Source organism: Vibrio sp. V42_P2S4T144, from assembly GCF_009904715.1.
Taxonomy (GTDB): Bacteria; Pseudomonadota; Gammaproteobacteria; order Enterobacterales; family Vibrionaceae; genus Vibrio; species Vibrio alginolyticus.
The window spans coordinates 1-15,408 of record NZ_WXWS01000540.1 but is presented as its reverse complement, the minus strand read 5'-3'; the positions used below and the strand labels follow the sequence as shown (position 1 = coordinate 15,408).

Annotated in this window: 9 protein-coding genes; 3 read left to right on the top strand and 6 right to left on the bottom strand. The window is 45.6% G+C overall.

The window, feature by feature from the left end; all coding sequences use genetic code 11:
- Window positions 1–129: 129 nt before the first annotated feature.
- From rsgA to malT, 6 genes are all read right to left on the bottom strand, one after another.
- Entirely contained in the window at window positions 130–1,206 is a 1,077-nt protein-coding gene (gene rsgA / locus CAG68_RS17995; protein ID WP_086047215.1) for a ribosome small subunit-dependent GTPase A, read from the bottom strand.
- Between the two features lie 276 nt (window positions 1,207–1,482).
- Complete coding sequence (locus tag CAG68_RS17990) at window positions 1,483–1,791, bottom strand: PTS transporter subunit EIIB (protein ID WP_017634466.1); 309 nt, start codon at window positions 1,789–1,791, stop codon at window positions 1,483–1,485.
- Window positions 1,781–2,395: an SCO family protein gene (locus CAG68_RS17985; protein ID WP_017634465.1), complete on the bottom strand. Its 615-nt coding sequence runs from the start codon at window positions 2,393–2,395 to the stop codon at window positions 1,781–1,783. Before CAG68_RS17985 ends, CAG68_RS17990 begins: the two co-directional genes overlap by 11 nt.
- 9 nt (window positions 2,396–2,404) lie before the next feature.
- A complete protein-coding gene (locus CAG68_RS17980) occupies window positions 2,405–2,830 on the bottom strand; it encodes a hypothetical protein (RefSeq protein ID WP_017634464.1) in 426 nt (141 codons plus the stop codon).
- 243 nt (window positions 2,831–3,073) lie between these two features.
- Window positions 3,074–3,991 carry a DUF368 domain-containing protein gene (locus CAG68_RS17975; RefSeq protein ID WP_025998607.1) on the bottom strand — a complete coding sequence of 306 codons (918 nt, stop codon included), beginning with the start codon at window positions 3,989–3,991 and terminating at the stop codon, window positions 3,074–3,076.
- A 578-nt stretch (window positions 3,992–4,569) separates the two neighbouring features.
- A complete protein-coding gene (malT, locus tag CAG68_RS17970) occupies window positions 4,570–7,278 on the bottom strand; it encodes an HTH-type transcriptional regulator MalT (protein WP_005374834.1) in 2,709 nt (902 codons plus the stop codon).
- Window positions 7,279–8,012: 734 nt separating this feature from the next.
- Here malT and CAG68_RS17965 point away from each other — a divergent pair.
- The 3 genes from CAG68_RS17965 (at window position 8,013) to glgB (ending at window position 15,240) form a co-directional block, all read left to right on the top strand.
- Window positions 8,013–10,466 (top strand): glycogen/starch/alpha-glucan phosphorylase, encoded by a 2,454-nt coding sequence (locus tag CAG68_RS17965; protein ID WP_005374836.1) that lies wholly within the window; start codon window positions 8,013–8,015, stop codon window positions 10,464–10,466.
- A 117-nt stretch (window positions 10,467–10,583) separates the two neighbouring features.
- Window positions 10,584–12,764 (top strand): 4-alpha-glucanotransferase, encoded by a 2,181-nt coding sequence (gene malQ, locus CAG68_RS17960; protein WP_005374838.1) that lies wholly within the window; start codon window positions 10,584–10,586, stop codon window positions 12,762–12,764.
- Between the two features lie 283 nt (window positions 12,765–13,047).
- Window positions 13,048–15,240: a 1,4-alpha-glucan branching protein GlgB gene (gene glgB / locus CAG68_RS17955; protein ID WP_373921381.1), complete on the top strand. Its 2,193-nt coding sequence runs from the start codon at window positions 13,048–13,050 to the stop codon at window positions 15,238–15,240.
- Window positions 15,241–15,408 lie beyond the last annotated feature (168 nt).

Genomic DNA, 15,408 nt, shown 5'->3' with positions numbered 1-15,408 from the left:
CTCAATGTTATTTAAATAAGATTTTTATGTTGAAAATTATCATTAGTTATGAGTAATGGTTTTTAATAAAGTTGTTAAAAAGGAGACTTTCGTCTCCTTTGATTTTATTGACAACTCAAACGCAACAAATTAATAACTTTGTTGGCGCCTGCGCTTATCACTCATGGCATTGCGAGCAAGTTTACCGAATCGTCGACTTTGTGCTCGTTGCTCTGCCAAAGTCGCGCCGTTAAAGGCTTGTTCTCGCAATAGTTTTTGATAGTTATTGAAACGACGAACCTCCAGTTTGCCATTTGCAATCGCAGTTTGAACTGCACAGCCTGGCTCAGTTTGGTGCTTACAATTGCCAAAGCGACAACGCTGAGCGAGCGCCTCAATGTCAGAAAATGCCTCACTGACCCCCGATTCACAATCTGCTAGTTGAAGCTCGCGCATTCCCGGAGTATCAATCAAGATGCCGCCATCAGGTAATAGATGGATAGAGCGCGATGTAGTTGTATGTCGCCCTTTGCTATCGTCTTCACGAATATGCCCAGTTGCCTGTTCTTGTTGCCCGAGTAATGCATTAACAAGAGTTGATTTGCCAACGCCTGAAGAACCGATAAAAGCGAGGGTTTGTCCTTCTTTGCACCAGGTCATGAGTTTAGAAGCACTCTCTATTTCTAAGCCGTTGACTGTCTCTATAGCTAATAGAGGGTCGAGCTTCTTTACTTGGCTTTTTAGTTCATCAGTATTGTCACACAAATCGGCTTTGGAAAGCACGATGACGGGTTCGACTTCGGCTTCATGAGCCAAGGCAAGATAGCGTTCAATACGACTTAAATTGAAGTCGTCGTTAAGGGAACAGACGATAAACACTGTATCCACATTGGCTGCGATAAGTTGCTCTACCACTTTGCTGCCAGCGGCTTTGCGGCTAAAGAGGCTCAAGCGATCCAGTAAGCGAACAAATTGCTGATCTTCATTTAAGATTACCCAGTCTCCGACGGTCATATTGGGTAAAGAATGGTGGGCATTAAGATGAACTTGCCCAGTTTCTGTTGCCAATAAATAACCACTTCGGTGATGCGCAATTACACGAGCAAAGATAGTGTTGTCGTAATCGTCTAATGTTAGTTGTTGCTGAAAAAATGGTTTCCAACCCAATTGTTTTAGAGGGTTTGAAGTTGAAACTAATGTGTCACAAAAAGTATGTGTTTGATTCATTATTGAATTATCCCAGACGCAACAAAGCGCCTTAATACAAATCGCATTAGGGTCTAATTCGGATAGAGTTGACCCCGGTGAAGACCGGGCAGAGAAGGGGGAGTTGTGGTTATGCCACAGAGTTGGTGCTGTTAGGGTTACCCTTGCGATGCCCAGTTAGTGTTATTCAATACAATCATCTTGTGTCCTCTTCGTTGGTTAATAAATAAGTGAGTTAATTAAGCCAAAAGAGTATAGCTGCCCTTTTTTAAAGAGGGTAGCTATACTGCAAAAATATTAACTTTGTTTTGTGATGCGCTCTTCCATAATCTGCGAATACGTGTTGGCTTTTAAGCCGTATATTATTTGGACATGACGATCATCCAATATCACGACGCCATGCGCGCCATGATTTTTGAGTGCGTTCTTATCGATGACGGACGTCGCTCTGAGGGTAAGACGCAGCCGAGTCGCACATGCACCAGTTTCTAGCAGGTTCTCTATGCCCCCAATGGCGTCAATGATCGTATCGACGTCTTGTTCGACATTGGGGTTGGTATGAGTTAGGAAATTGAAAAATTGCTTCAGCGCTGACTTAACCGTCATTTGAAGAGCCTTCGGTCGTTAGTTTTGAAATGGCTTCAACAATCGGTGCCGGCGAGAGCGTATGCGGTACTTTAGTGATTAACGTGCCATCCGGCTTCAAGAAGTAAAAGTAAGAGCTATGATCCAGCGTGTACTTTAGTTCCGAGCCTTCCAATTCTGTCTTGCGGAAAATGACACCATAGTTGTGTGCCAAAGGTGTCGTTACATCAAGTGGTGCCGATAGGCCTTCAATCATTGGATGGAAGTAATGGGCATATTTTGCTGATGCATCGGCCTCATCACGCTCTGGGTCTAAAGAAATGAACATCGGGCGTAGTTGTGCTTTTTGCGCGTCGTCAATTTGATTCAGTGCTCCTGCCAGCATTGCAAGAGAAGTTGGGCAAACGTCTGGGCAGCGAGTAAAGCCAAAATAGACGACTCGGATGCGAGGGTCATTCACATCGAAGATATTGATGGCTTGGTTATTTTCCCCAAACAATACTGTTTGTTGAGAGGTGGAACTGTCCACTTGCTCTGGCTTCGTTTTCTGATTATCTAAATAGCTCTTTACGCCAAACCCGAGTGCGAAAGCAGCTACGAGAAATAGGGACCAATTGCGGCTCATAACGATTCCTTATCTTTGCATTTTTATAGCAGGGTAAACGGTATTCTCTCCATCACTGAGTTCACCAACCCAAGTCATTGCATCCTCCGTGCAAACTGGGAGAATGATGTCACCTTGATATTGGCCAGGAGCGATTTGCTTCAGCAAAAACTTAGGCTCACCCATCTCCATTTCTCTTCCTGAAAGACTTAGGATGAGTTGCTTAGCATCGCTTGTATGCCACTCAACATTTAGAGTGGTAGGAACCAAGGGTTGAGCAGTTTCTGAGTTTAGCGTCATCGTAACATTTTCTTGGACGCAAGAGGTTGTAGAGAGAAAGCAGTATTCATCTATTGACTTGCTTTGAGTGGAAGAAGAAAAGTTTTTTATTAGAGTCGGGGCATAAAATCCCGCAACTAATGCGGCTGAAACAGCGGCGATTTGTAACAGTTTCATTAAGGTTCAGCATTTATCACTTAACATTACGAGCATCGTAGCACAGATGCGCCGCTCGCCAACTCGTGACCTCGGTAAATTGTGCGTTATACCTCGGTGACCAGCTTCTTAGTAACGCGACGGACTTTATTGCATCAAATACAGCAGAGTTTTCAATTGAGATGTTTTGCCCTTAGCCAATAGATAAAAACGGAGCCAATTGGCTCCGTTTTTATTTGGTTCAGTATGTGTTTGATACCAAAGTTATTTATCTGAATCTGCGAATTTCTCTAGACCCAAAACCAGAGCAATGGCTGCAAGCATCATCACGACAGCAAGTACTAACTGAGAAGGTTGTGATGTCACGTGTTCAAATTCAAATGGTGATAGGTTGTGCTGTAGCAATGGCACTTGTTCGCCCTTCGAATTGGTGCGCCAAGTGATGGTTTCTTTCCATGGCCAAATCTTTGGCAACGTACCAATCATTAATCCAGTCAAAAACATCAGGGTGAAATCACGGAACTTGCGTAGTAACCACGACAATAAGTGAGAGAAGGACAGTAAACCGAGCACGCAGCCAGACAAAAATAGCGCTAATGTATCGACTTGAAAACCTTTCACTGCGGCTAATACAGGAGCATACATGCCAATCAGCAGCAAAATAAAACTGCCAGAGATACCCGGCAAGATCATTGCACAAATCGCGATAGCTCCAGCGAATAAGGTGTTAATGGCCGTTGGTTCCATGTGTAAAGGTTTGAGCACAGTAATACTATAAGCAAACCCGACACCAACGAGCAGAATGACAAAGCGGACAAGATCGCGTTGCTCAACCTGACGAATAATGTGATACACAGAGACCAAAATTAGACCAAAGAAAAATGACCAAAGTGGGATCGGGTGTGTGTCAAGAAGCCAAGTAATCAACTTTGCTAGCGTTGCAATACTGGTGAAAATGCCGGCAAACAGAGCGATAAGGAAGAATCCGTTGATGTGATTAAACACGGCTTTAACCCCTTCTTTTCGCCAGATAGAGAAAAGTGAGGGGTTAATGCGTCGAATGCTTTCAAGCAGCGTATCGTAAATACCAGTGATAAACGCGATGGTGCCGCCAGATACACCAGGTACAACATCTGCTGCACCCATGGCGATTCCCTTGAAGAAAGTAATTAAGTAGTTCATTGCTCTAATGCTAAGTCGTTTCGATGGCAGAGAGTATACAAACATTGCGATGAAAAAAGTATGAAATAGTGCTGTAACTACTTGGTTTTATATCCAATCTATTGCCTATCTTTATTACCCGCCAAGAGACAATGTCGCCGTAACGAGCTTTTAATGCTTGGTTTACATTTTTGAGATGATTAACTCTACTATCAATTATCAGTCTTGGTTGCATTATGCAATTGCAATTTGCATTACAAAGTTGCATTTTGATAATTTGCGCGTGAATAAATCCAGCTTATATGAGATCTTGTGCCCAAAAATAAGTCTTTGCATTTTGGCATGATTAATGCATAATACTGCTCGACCCTTCTTAAGCCGAGGGTCACCTAGCCAACTGACGTTGTTAGTGAATACAATTTGTTCACACTAAATATAAGCCAATCGCGATTATTGCGGTTGGCTATTTTTTTATATGAACAACGTTACTTACGTGCTTTGCAAATTGCACTTCTCTTACTGTCAGTCATAAAAAAGGGCTGACGTGTTACGCCAACCCTTGTGTTTTACTTTACGTTTTAACCCGTTTATCTAGCAGTTCAGTATCCCATTAACTGTAGCAAATTTTCAGCTGTCACAATGGCTTCTTTACGATTAGCAATATTAAGCTTTTGGTACAGGTTGCGAATGTGGGTTTTAATTGTCGTACCTGCCACATCCAGCTCTTGTGCGATTTGCTCGTTACTAAAGCCTGAATAAATCAGTCCCAGAACCTGCCATTCGCGTTGTGTTAATGGGCTGGTACGTACTAGCTCTGGCACATTAGGGTGATTCACCAACTTTTCAATAAAGTCTTCATCAAAGTGAATCGACCGGCTACGTTGATTCGATGAAATGTCCTTCATTAACTGTTGAGCACGGTGACGCTCAAGATCGCCCAGTTCATGGCGGAGGCTCAACTTCTCCAGCAGACCGCCAATGGTTGCACCATCAATCAGGAAGTTTCCGACCATGCCAGTTTGGTTCGTCATTACTAATGCTTCTTTTAACAGAGCCTTGGCTTGCTCCTCATCTTTTTGGCGAGCAGAAAGGACCGCTTCAACCACTAAGTTGCGATTAGTATCTGTGATTAGGTTAGTGCGACGAGCTTCACCTTGGAGAAAATCTAACGCAGCACGAGCGTCGGTATATTGGCCTAAATTAATGTGGGCGCGAGCAATGTTACGCCATTGCAATTGAGAAAAGTGGTTGCATGCCGATTCAGGACGAACCGCAGTGTTGAGCCATTCTTGCATTGCATCGGTATTCCCGCGCGCTTGCCAAAATAGAATCAACGATAGTGAAGCGTTTGCAGTCCAATCTACGTGATAAGTCGACTGTTTCATCAAGTGCTGTATATGCTCAATGAATTTACCTGCTTTGTCTAATTCACCGCGTCCAATCGCAATACGCGCCAACATCGAATAGCTATGTAAGTGCTTGCTTGGTGAATGGTTTTCGAGAATTTGCAGACCTTTGTACGCGCATTCTTCCGCTTCATCAAGTCGGTTCCAGCACCAAAGTACTTGCGCGCGAATACGCAGCAAAAATTCATGAAGAGGAACATGCTGAAGCTGCTGATCTTCAATCAGACGAAATGCGGAATCTTGTAGTTCAAAGGCAGCTTGCACGTAACCTTGTGCAATTAAAATCTCGCTTTGCTGCAATATTGCCCATAACGCTTGGTGATATACCTGATACTGACGAGCTAGCTTTTCAGTTTGTTGCATCATCGGCAAAGCACGGTCTAGTTTACCTAGCACGTGGTTAACTTCACCAACAACCGAAGTCGCCACAATTCGGCTACGGTAAATTGTGTTATCAAGTTGGCTAAGCGCTAGCTCCGCTAATTCGAGAGCTTTTTCTGGTTGGTTACTGTTGATAGCCACTTGAGCAAGCAACGCGTTTGCTTGACCTTGATAATGAATATCTAACGCAATGTTACGCTTTTTGTGTTCCTCTTCCGCTTCTTCAAGCAGGTGGCCCACTTGGTTATAACGATGCTGACTTTGAGCCAACCATGCTCGGAGCATCGTAAGTTTTGGGTGGCTGAACAACAGATCATCGTCCAACTTGTTAATTGAGCTTTCCAGTGTGCTGAGTTCGCCTTGGTTAAACATCTTCCAGCCGAATTCGTTTAGGATCTCTACCACTAAGTCCTTATCATTCGATTTTTGTGCATGATGAATCGCTTGGTGTGGTGCTTTTTGTTGTAACCAAGCGATAGCAGCATTGCGGTGGAGATCTTTTTCTTGCTGAGGAATACGAGCTTGGCGCTCATGCGATAAAAACTCGCCAAATAAGTTATGGAACCGGAACCAGTTCTGTTCCCCTTCGAGCGGATAAATGAATAAGCCGTAACGGTTAAGCGATTCAATCATTCCCAGTGCATCTTCGCGTTGGGTAAGGGCAAACACTAGCTCATCATTGAAGTGGTCAAGCACGGATACTTGCATTAAAAAGTGACGAGTTTCGTGATCGAGTAAGTCAAACACTTCTTCGACCAAGTAATCCCACAAATGCGCGTGATTGAACTGCGATACCGACTCTACAGTTTGCGCCAATGTGCGGTTTTGATGTTGGGCTTGTAATGCGATCAACTGCATCGCCGATGGCCAACCTTCAACATAGGTTCTTAGGCTGTTCGCCATGTCTTCATCAATACCATCGGCGATACGCTGGTTAAAGAAGCGAGTGGTTTCTTCGGTATCAAACGCCAACATCTCGTTGCCAATTTCGATCATTAAATCACGAACACGTAAGTTTGCAGTGCCTAGAGGCGGCGCTGCACGACTGGTTACCACAACGGTGAGGTTGTCTGGCATGTGCTTTAAAAAGAAACGCATGGATTCATGGATTTCATCATTCGTGATTAAATGGTAGTCATCAAGCACCACGTAGCACTCTTGATGAAAGTCAGCCATTTCTGCGAATACTTCGCTAAATAGGGAGCGTAAAGACGAGATCTGACGTTTTTCCGCCAGTTTTTGTGCGTTAGCGCAACTGAAGTTGGTGGCTTTGTTTAATGCTTGAAGCAGATAGTTTACAAAGCGAAAGCCGTCGTTATCGCTGTCATCAATGCTGTACCAACCGACGTTTGGCTTATCGGATAGCCACTGCGCTGCCATTGTTGTTTTTCCGTAACCTGCTGGGGATCGGAATAAAACCAATTTGTAGTAAGGCGCTTGCTGTAGTAAGTCCAACACTCGTGGGCGCACGATGGCATTGTGCAGGCGTCCTGGTCGAGTAAGCTTAGATGGAATCCACATTAGTAGTTATGTCCTTATTTATGTATACCCAAATGACAGCAACGTGATCATTCTAGTAAAGCCCCCTTGAAAGCCGTCTTACTGAATGATGCCATCAGCATCAAAAACACTGTTTGAATACCGGATAATGTCGCTACTATTGGGGCTTGCGTCCGTCTGAAAAACCATTCCATACGGTCACTTAAATATAAAAGCTAGCGAAAACTAGAAATAACTCACATCGCCTAATTCTAGTTTGTATAAAAAGCGTACAATCCTGTGAGCTGAGAGGGATGTTACGACATCAGAAATGTTCGTTACTTTGATCCACTTCCTAATTCTCAAGGGTTGATGGATTTACCATCAACTACGCCCTTTATTTGTGATTGTCGTCACTTAAATATCGTTTGTTTCGTTAGCGTTAAGATCGCGTTGCACATAGATTACGAAAAGTTCTTCTACGCTGACCGAGTTAATGTGACCGATATTACAATTTTCACATCATCAGATGAGTGGACTATAAAAAGCGTCATGAACGGGTTTTAACCTTTCTCACATTCCATTGTGATCAAAATCACTAAGAACTGGTGCAAAGTTCACTTTGTTGAGATTTGGATCACTAACCTAGCAATGGTACCCCCTCTACGCCCTCAGCCCTCCTCCTTCAAAGGATGAGAATTAGGAGGATGTTTATTCACAGAGGTAAATGCACGATGTATGGCAGATGAATTACCAAAAGACGTGAGAATTTCGTAATGAAACCTACTCAACAAAAACAATTTGACAAGAAGTCGTTCCAAGAAAGCGTAAAGAAACACCTATCTGTAACTTACGCTCATACGATTGAAAACGCAGACAGCCGCGCATGGTACCTAGCAATGGGGCATGCTCTGGCTGAATTTACTACTCTAGATTTGCTTGCGACAGAAGAAGATCCACGCATTAAAAGTGCGAAGAGCGTTAACTACCTTTCGCTAGAATTCCTTATCGGTCGTTTGACGGGTAACAACCTAATCAGCATGGGTCTGTATGAACAAGTAACAGAAGCAATGGCTGAACTGGGTTACAACCTAACTGATCTGCTAGAAGAAGAGCGCGACCCATCATTGGGTAACGGTGGCCTTGGTCGTCTGGCTGCGTGTTTCATGGATTCATGTGCGGCACAAGAATTCCCAACTGTCGGCTATGGTTTACATTACGAATACGGTCTATTTAAACAGTCATTCAAAGATGGTCGCCAGCAAGAAGCACCTGACGCATGGCGCGGTGTAGAAGGCTACCCTTGGGAAATTGCGCGTCCAGAACTTGCGCAAGAGATCGGTTTCTACGGTCACGTTGAAGTGATTAACGAGAACGGTAAAGAGGTTCGCAAATGGGTACCAGGCATGACAGTAAGAGCAATGCCTTGGGATCTTCCAATTGTGGGTTACGAATCAGACACGGTTTACCCGCTACGTCTTTGGGAATGTCAGGCGATTGCACCATTCTCACTAGCAAGCTTTAACAATGGTGATTACTTCGAAGCTCAGCACGCACTGATCGACGCAGGTAACATCACTAAAGTGCTTTACCCGAACGACAACCACGAGAAAGGTAAAACACTGCGTCTAATGCAGCAGTACTTCCACTCAGCAGCGTCTGTACGTGACATCCTACGTCGCCACGAAGCTGCGGGCTACTCGCTAGCGGATCTACCTAAGCAAGAGACTATCCAGCTTAACGATACACACCCAACGATTGCGATTCCTGAACTAATGCGCATCCTGATGGATGAAAAAGGTTTAGCTTGGGAAGCGGCTTGGGAAATCAGCTCTAAGACATTTGCGTACACCAACCACACGCTACTTCCAGAAGCACTAGAGACATGGCCAGAGTCGCTAATCCAGCACCTGCTACCACGTCACATGGAGATCATTTACGAGATTAACCACCGCTTCCTACAAGACGTACGTGCAATGTGGCCGGGTGATGTCGCGAAGCAACAGAAGCTTTCTATCATCGAAGAAGGTTTCCACCGCATGGTTCGTATGGCAAACCTATGTGTAATCGGCTCTTACGCAGTAAACGGTGTAGCAGCACTTCACTCTGAATTGGTTAAGAAAGACCTATTCCCAGAGTTCCACGAAATGTACCCGACACGTCTACACAACGTAACGAACGGTATTACGCCACGTCGCTGGTTGAAGTTCTGTAACCCAGGTCTGTCTCAGCTTATCACTGAGAAAGTCGGCCCAGAATGGCCAGCGAAACTAGAGCAACTTGAAGGTATTGCGAAGTACGCTACTGACGCGACATTCCAAAAAGAATTCATGGCAGTGAAGAAAGAGAACAAAGAACGCCTAGCAACTTGGGTGAAAGAGAACATGGGTATCGAGCTCGATACTAATGCAATCTTCGATGTTCAAATCAAGCGTCTGCACGAGTACAAACGTCAGCATCTAGACTTGCTACACGTACTGTCTCTGTACCACCGTATTCTTAATGAACCAGGTTTTGAGTGTACGCCACGCGTTGTGTTCTTCGCAGCAAAAGCAGCACCGGGTTACCACCTAGCGAAAGAAATCATCTTCGCAATCAATAAGATTGCAGACAAGGTGAACAACGATCCTCGCATCGGTAACAAGCTGAAAGTGGTATTCATCCCTGACTACCGCGTGAGCATGGCTGAAATCATTATCCCTGCGGCTGACGTTTCTCAACAAATCTCGCTAGCGGGTAAAGAAGCATCAGGTACAGGTAACATGAAGATGGCGCTAAACGGTGCGCTAACTATCGGTACAATGGATGGTGCAAACGTTGAGATTCGTGAGGAAGTAGGCGATGAGAACATCTATATCTTCGGTCTAGATGTTGAAGGTGTGAAAGCGCTGAAAGCTCAAGGTTATAACCCATTTGATTACTACAATGCGGATCACTTACTCAAAGCGTCCATGGACCTACTACTGGGTGAAGAATTCACTCCAGGTCAACCGGGCCTACTACGTGCAACGTACGATAGCCTGCTGGATGGCGGTGACCCATACCTATGTCTTGCGGACTTCGCATCGTATGTGAAAGCGCACGAAGACATGAGCGAACAATATAAAGATCAAGCTGGCTGGGCGAAGAAGGCCATTCTTAATACCGCCCTTGTTGGCAAGTTCACGTCAGACCGCTCAATCCGAGACTACGTGAACAATATCTGGAAACTTGAAGCGGTGAAACGCTAATAGAACCTAGTTAAGACCAAGGTAGCCAAGCGCTACCTTTGGTCATTTTCCAAAAGAAGTTATTGATAACAATAAAACCCTACATGGAAGGTGTTGGTATTACCTTCGGAGAAAGCGATGAAAGAACAAACAGCATTAAAGAAAGTCGCGGAAATGGCGAGATTGGCTGATAGCTATGTCAGTGCTTGGGGAGATGAGGCTAAAGTGTCTGAGGAGACGCTACGCCGCTTGCTCGCTTCGCTTGGCTACGATACTAGCAGTGATGAAAAACTACTGGCTTCTGCTGAAAAGAAACATAAAAAAGACGTACTAGCCCCTGTTCTTGTTTTACGCGACGGCGAACCAGTCGAAGTGGAACTAAACCTAGGTACGAGTGCTCGTGAGAGTGAATTCAGCTGGCGTTTAGAAACAGAACAAGGAGAGGTACTTGAAGGCTATCTTCAGTCCCAAATTGTTCGTGATGAGCGTGCTGAGGGTGGCCCTCTAGTGTTTGCATTGCCAAAGAACTTGGCTTGGGGTTATCACAAACTGATCATCAGTCGTAAGCGTCGTAAAACACCTTACGAGATGTCATTGATCATTACGCCGAAAGCGTGTTTCAAACAAGACGATCTAAACCAACACAAAAAGCTATGGGGTCCTAGTATCCAGCTTTACACACTGCGTACTCAGCATAACTGGGGCATCGGTGATTTTGGCGACCTAAAACAACTGGTGAGTGATATTGCCTCTCGTGGCGGTGACTTCATTGGCTTGAACCCTATTCACTCGCTGTTCCCTGCGAATCCAGAAGGGGCAAGCCCATACAGCCCGTCTTCTCGTCGTTGGTTGAACATCATGTACATCGACGTAAGCTCTGTACCTGAATTCGCGCTAAGTGCAGAAGCACAACAGCGTGTTGGTAGCGCAGAGTTCCAACAACGTTTACAAAAAGCGCGAGACTCTCATTGGGTGAATTACACCGAAGTTTCGCAACTAAAAATGAGCGTTCTTCCGCTGCTATTCAGTGAGTTTAAAGCTCGCCATTTAGACAAGAACACCGATCGCGCTCGTGCCTTCTTGGACTTTGTTGAAAAAGGCGGCGACAGCTTGCTACATCAAGCTGCATTCGATGCACTTCATGCTGATTTACATGCAGAAGATGCAAACATGTGGGGTTGGCCTGTATTCCCTGAGAAATACCGCACATTCGACGCAGCTGGTACTCAGAAGTACATTAAGGACAACCAAGATCGTGTTCACTTGTACATGTACCTGCAATGGATCGCAGACGATCAAATCAAAGAAGCGCAAGCGCTAGCCGAAGAAAAAGGCATGGCTGTGGGTTTATACCGTGACCTTGCGGTTGGTGTTGCTGATTCTGGTAGTGAAACATGGGCTGATGAAGGCGCGCTAGTATTGGATGCAAGCATCGGTGCACCACCAGATGTACTTGGTCCACTAGGCCAAAACTGGGGTCTGCCTCCGCTTAACCCTCAGGTTTTAGAAGCGACTGGCTACGACGCTTACATCAAATTGCTACGTGCTAACATGAAGCATTGTGGTGCATTGCGTATCGACCACGTACTTGGCCTGCTTCGCCTTTGGTGGATTCCAAAAGGCGAGAAAGCGACAGAAGGCGCATACCTGTACTACCCAGTTGAAGACATGCTAGCAATCCTAGCGTTGGAATCTCACCGTCATCAGTGTTCTGTAATCGGTGAAGACTTGGGTACTGTACCTGATGAAATCGTTGATATCCTTCGTGATGCGGGTGTGCATTCGTACAAAGTCTTCTTCTTCGAAACATCAAAAGACGACGGTGGCTTTATTTCTCCGAAGCACTACGCTGAGCAATCTATGGCTGCGCTGTGTACGCACGATATGCCAACACTACGCGGTTTCTGGCACTGTGATGACTTGAAGATGGGGCGTGAGATTGGTCTGTACCCTGATGAACAGCAATTGGAAGGCCTATTCGCTGACCGCTTGAAGTGCAAACAAGGCATTCTAGACAGCGTTCGCTGGCATGGCTATTTGCCAGAAGGCATTGGTCATGATGCTCAGTACGTGCCAATGGATTCATACCTAAGCGAAGCGCTGCAACTGCACGTAGCCGCGGGTGACTCTGCACTGCTTAGCGTTCAGCTTGAAGACTGGCTAGAAATGGATCAACCGGTCAATATTCCTGGTACGGTGGATGAGTATCCAAACTGGCGTCGTAAATTGTCGATGAACCTAGATGAAATCTTCAGCCGTGAAGATGTGAATCGTATTTCTAAACGCCTTACTGAAGTTCGTGCACAGGCGAGTAAGTAAGATGCCTAGAGTGGCGTAGATGGACGAGCTGATTACCAATTTTGTTAGCTCAGAGGTACGAAAGTTCCGTCTAGGTCACTCATTCCTAAAACACAATCCGTTAGGATGAAGTACCGTTATTATGCCCGCGACAATAGCGGGCATTTTTGTATTTTGACGCCGTTTACGCAACGAATGTGAGAAGCGGAGTCTTTTTGTGAGTTCACAACGTTGGCTGTGGAGAAACCGATGTTTGATTCAGATCTCTGGTCTTGAAAAGGATGTTGGCTCTAGGGAGAAAGATTTGAAAACCACCAAAACCAAGAAAATAAAGAAACAACACGAACGCGCATACGAACTGCTTGCTGAGGCGGCTTACTCAGATCCATTTGCGGCGCTGGGTCCATTCATTGACGACGAAGCTTCGCTGAGAGTTTGGATGCCGGGCGCAAACAAGGTTGAACTGCTTGTTAATGGTGAACCTCGCGTGGCGCTTGAGCGTGATGGCGACAGCGGTTTCATCTTAAAAGAACAACGCGATTTACACCTGACCCACTACCGTTTAGCGGTCGATTGGAATGGTGTTGAACAAATTATTGATGACCCGTACCAGTACCACAATATCTACCAAGAGTACGAGCATCTGCATACGCCAAAAGACATGTATCACTACATGGGCGCGCACTTTGTCACGCTAGAGCGTGGCGGTGAAAACATCTCTGGTGTGCGTTTCCTTGTTTATGCACCACATGCATCTGCTGTTAGCCTTGTGGGTTGCTTCAACCAATGGGATGGCCGTCGTCATCCAATGCAACGCTTAGACTACGGTATCTGGGGCCTATTCATTCCTGGTTTGGAAGAGGGGGTACAATACAAATTTGAGCTCAAAGGGCCAAATGGGGAAGGGTTGCCACACAAACAAGACCCTTGGGGTTTCTACTCTGAGCAATACCCATCGTTCGCATCCATTACCTACGATCACAAGCGTTACCAATGGCAAGATGCGAAATGGCAAAACCGTGCAGTGACACAAAAGTGTGATGAAGCGTTATCGTTTTACGAGCTACATGCTGGATCATGGAAGCGCGACGAGAACGGTGATTTCCTGAACTACCGCGAACTCGCGGAGCAGTTGGTGCCATACCTTGTGGATATGGGCTACACCCACGTTGAGCTGATGCCTGTGTCTGAGCATCCATTCTATGGTTCATGGGGCTATCAACCTGTTGGCTTGTTTGCACCAACTAGCCGTTTTGGCTCACCTGATGATTTCAAATTCTTCGTGGATGCGTGTCACCAAGCTGGTATCGGTGTAGTGCTGGATTGGGTTCCTGCGCATTTCCCATCGGATGATCATGGTTTAGCTAACTTTGATGGTACGCCTCTGTTCCATGATCCAGATCCTCGTCGCGGTTGGCACCAAGATTGGAACTCCTACATTTACGATTTAGGCCGTGAACATGTACGTCGCTTCCTTGTCTCGAATGCGCTGTACTGGTTTGAACAATTCCATATTGATGGCATTCGTGTCGATGCTGTTGCGTCGATGCTCTATCTCGATTATTCACGTAGTCACGATCAGTGGGTACCAAACGTCGACGGTGGCAACGAAAACTACGACGCAATCGCAACCTTAAAATGGATGAACGAAGAAGTGTACAAGCACTTCCCGAATGCGATGACGATTGCGGAAGAGTCAACGGCGTTTCCGGGGGTGTCTGCGCCAACCTTTATGGGTGGTTTAGGCTTTGGCTTCAAGTGGAATATGGGGTGGATGCACGACAGTCTTTCATACATCAAAGAAGATCCTGTTCACCGCAAATACCACCACAATACCATCACCTTCCCGCTGGTTTATGCGCACAGCGAAAACTACGTCTTGTCTCTCTCTCACGACGAGGTGGTGTACGGAAAAGGCTCTATCCATAACAAGATGCCGGGCGATGAATGGCAGCAAACCGCAAACCTACGTGCATACTACGGTTATATGTATGGTCAACCGGGCAAAAAGCTGAACTTCATGGGCGCGGAAATCGGCCAAACGGCGGAGTGGAACCACGATGATCAGTTGCAATGGTTCTTGCTGGAATACGAACGTCATCAAGGCGTTCAAAAGCTGATGCGCGATTTGAACCACTTGTACCGAAATGAAGCGGCGATGCACGATCAAGATTGTGTTCCTGCTGGTTTTGAGTGGCGTCTACAAGACGAGGCAGATGCAAGCATCCTAGCGCACGAGCGTATCAGTAAAGAGGGTGAGCGTATTCTCATCATCACCAACTTTACGCCCGTACCACACGAGCGTTTCCGTTTAGGTGTTCCAAATGCAGGTCAATACGAACTGCTGCTGAACACGGACGACAGCAAATACGGCGGAAGCGATTTTAAAGTGCTGACCAGTGTGAAAACGGAACAAGTCGAAAGTGAATCACTGCCTCAATCACTTGAGCTTCGTTTGCCTCCACTTTCAACCGTGTTCTACAAGCTGCACAAATAATTTAGTCTAATCAAATTCTAAGCCCGTTTTACATTGTAAATCGGGCTTTTTTTAACCAAGTTTTCACTAACGATAAACAGACTGCATACTCTATACTTGCATCATATTGTTTTATGAAATCAGGCTAGGTCGGACTTTGAGAAAGATTAAATCCCTTCTGTTCAATAT

Bases quoted from the DNA above. Each gene is read 5' to 3' on its own strand.
- CAG68_RS17985 (WP_017634465.1), bottom strand. From the start codon at position 2,395: ATGAGCCGCAATTGGTCCCTATTTCTCGTAGCTGCTTTCGCACTCGGG.
- CAG68_RS17965 (WP_005374836.1), top strand. From the start codon at position 8,013: ATGAAACCTACTCAACAAAAACAATTTGACAAGAAGTCGTTCCAAGAA.
- CAG68_RS17975 (WP_025998607.1), bottom strand. From the start codon at position 3,991: ATGAACTACTTAATTACTTTCTTCAAGGGAATCGCCATGGGTGCAGCA.
- rsgA (WP_086047215.1), bottom strand. From the start codon at position 1,206: ATGAATCAAACACATACTTTTTGTGACACATTAGTTTCAACTTCAAAC.
- CAG68_RS17980 (WP_017634464.1), bottom strand. From the start codon at position 2,830: ATGAAACTGTTACAAATCGCCGCTGTTTCAGCCGCATTAGTTGCGGGA.
- malQ (WP_005374838.1), top strand. From the start codon at position 10,584: ATGAAAGAACAAACAGCATTAAAGAAAGTCGCGGAAATGGCGAGATTG.
- CAG68_RS17990 (WP_017634466.1), bottom strand. From the start codon at position 1,791: ATGACGGTTAAGTCAGCGCTGAAGCAATTTTTCAATTTCCTAACTCAT.
- malT (WP_005374834.1), bottom strand. From the start codon at position 7,278: ATGTGGATTCCATCTAAGCTTACTCGACCAGGACGCCTGCACAATGCC.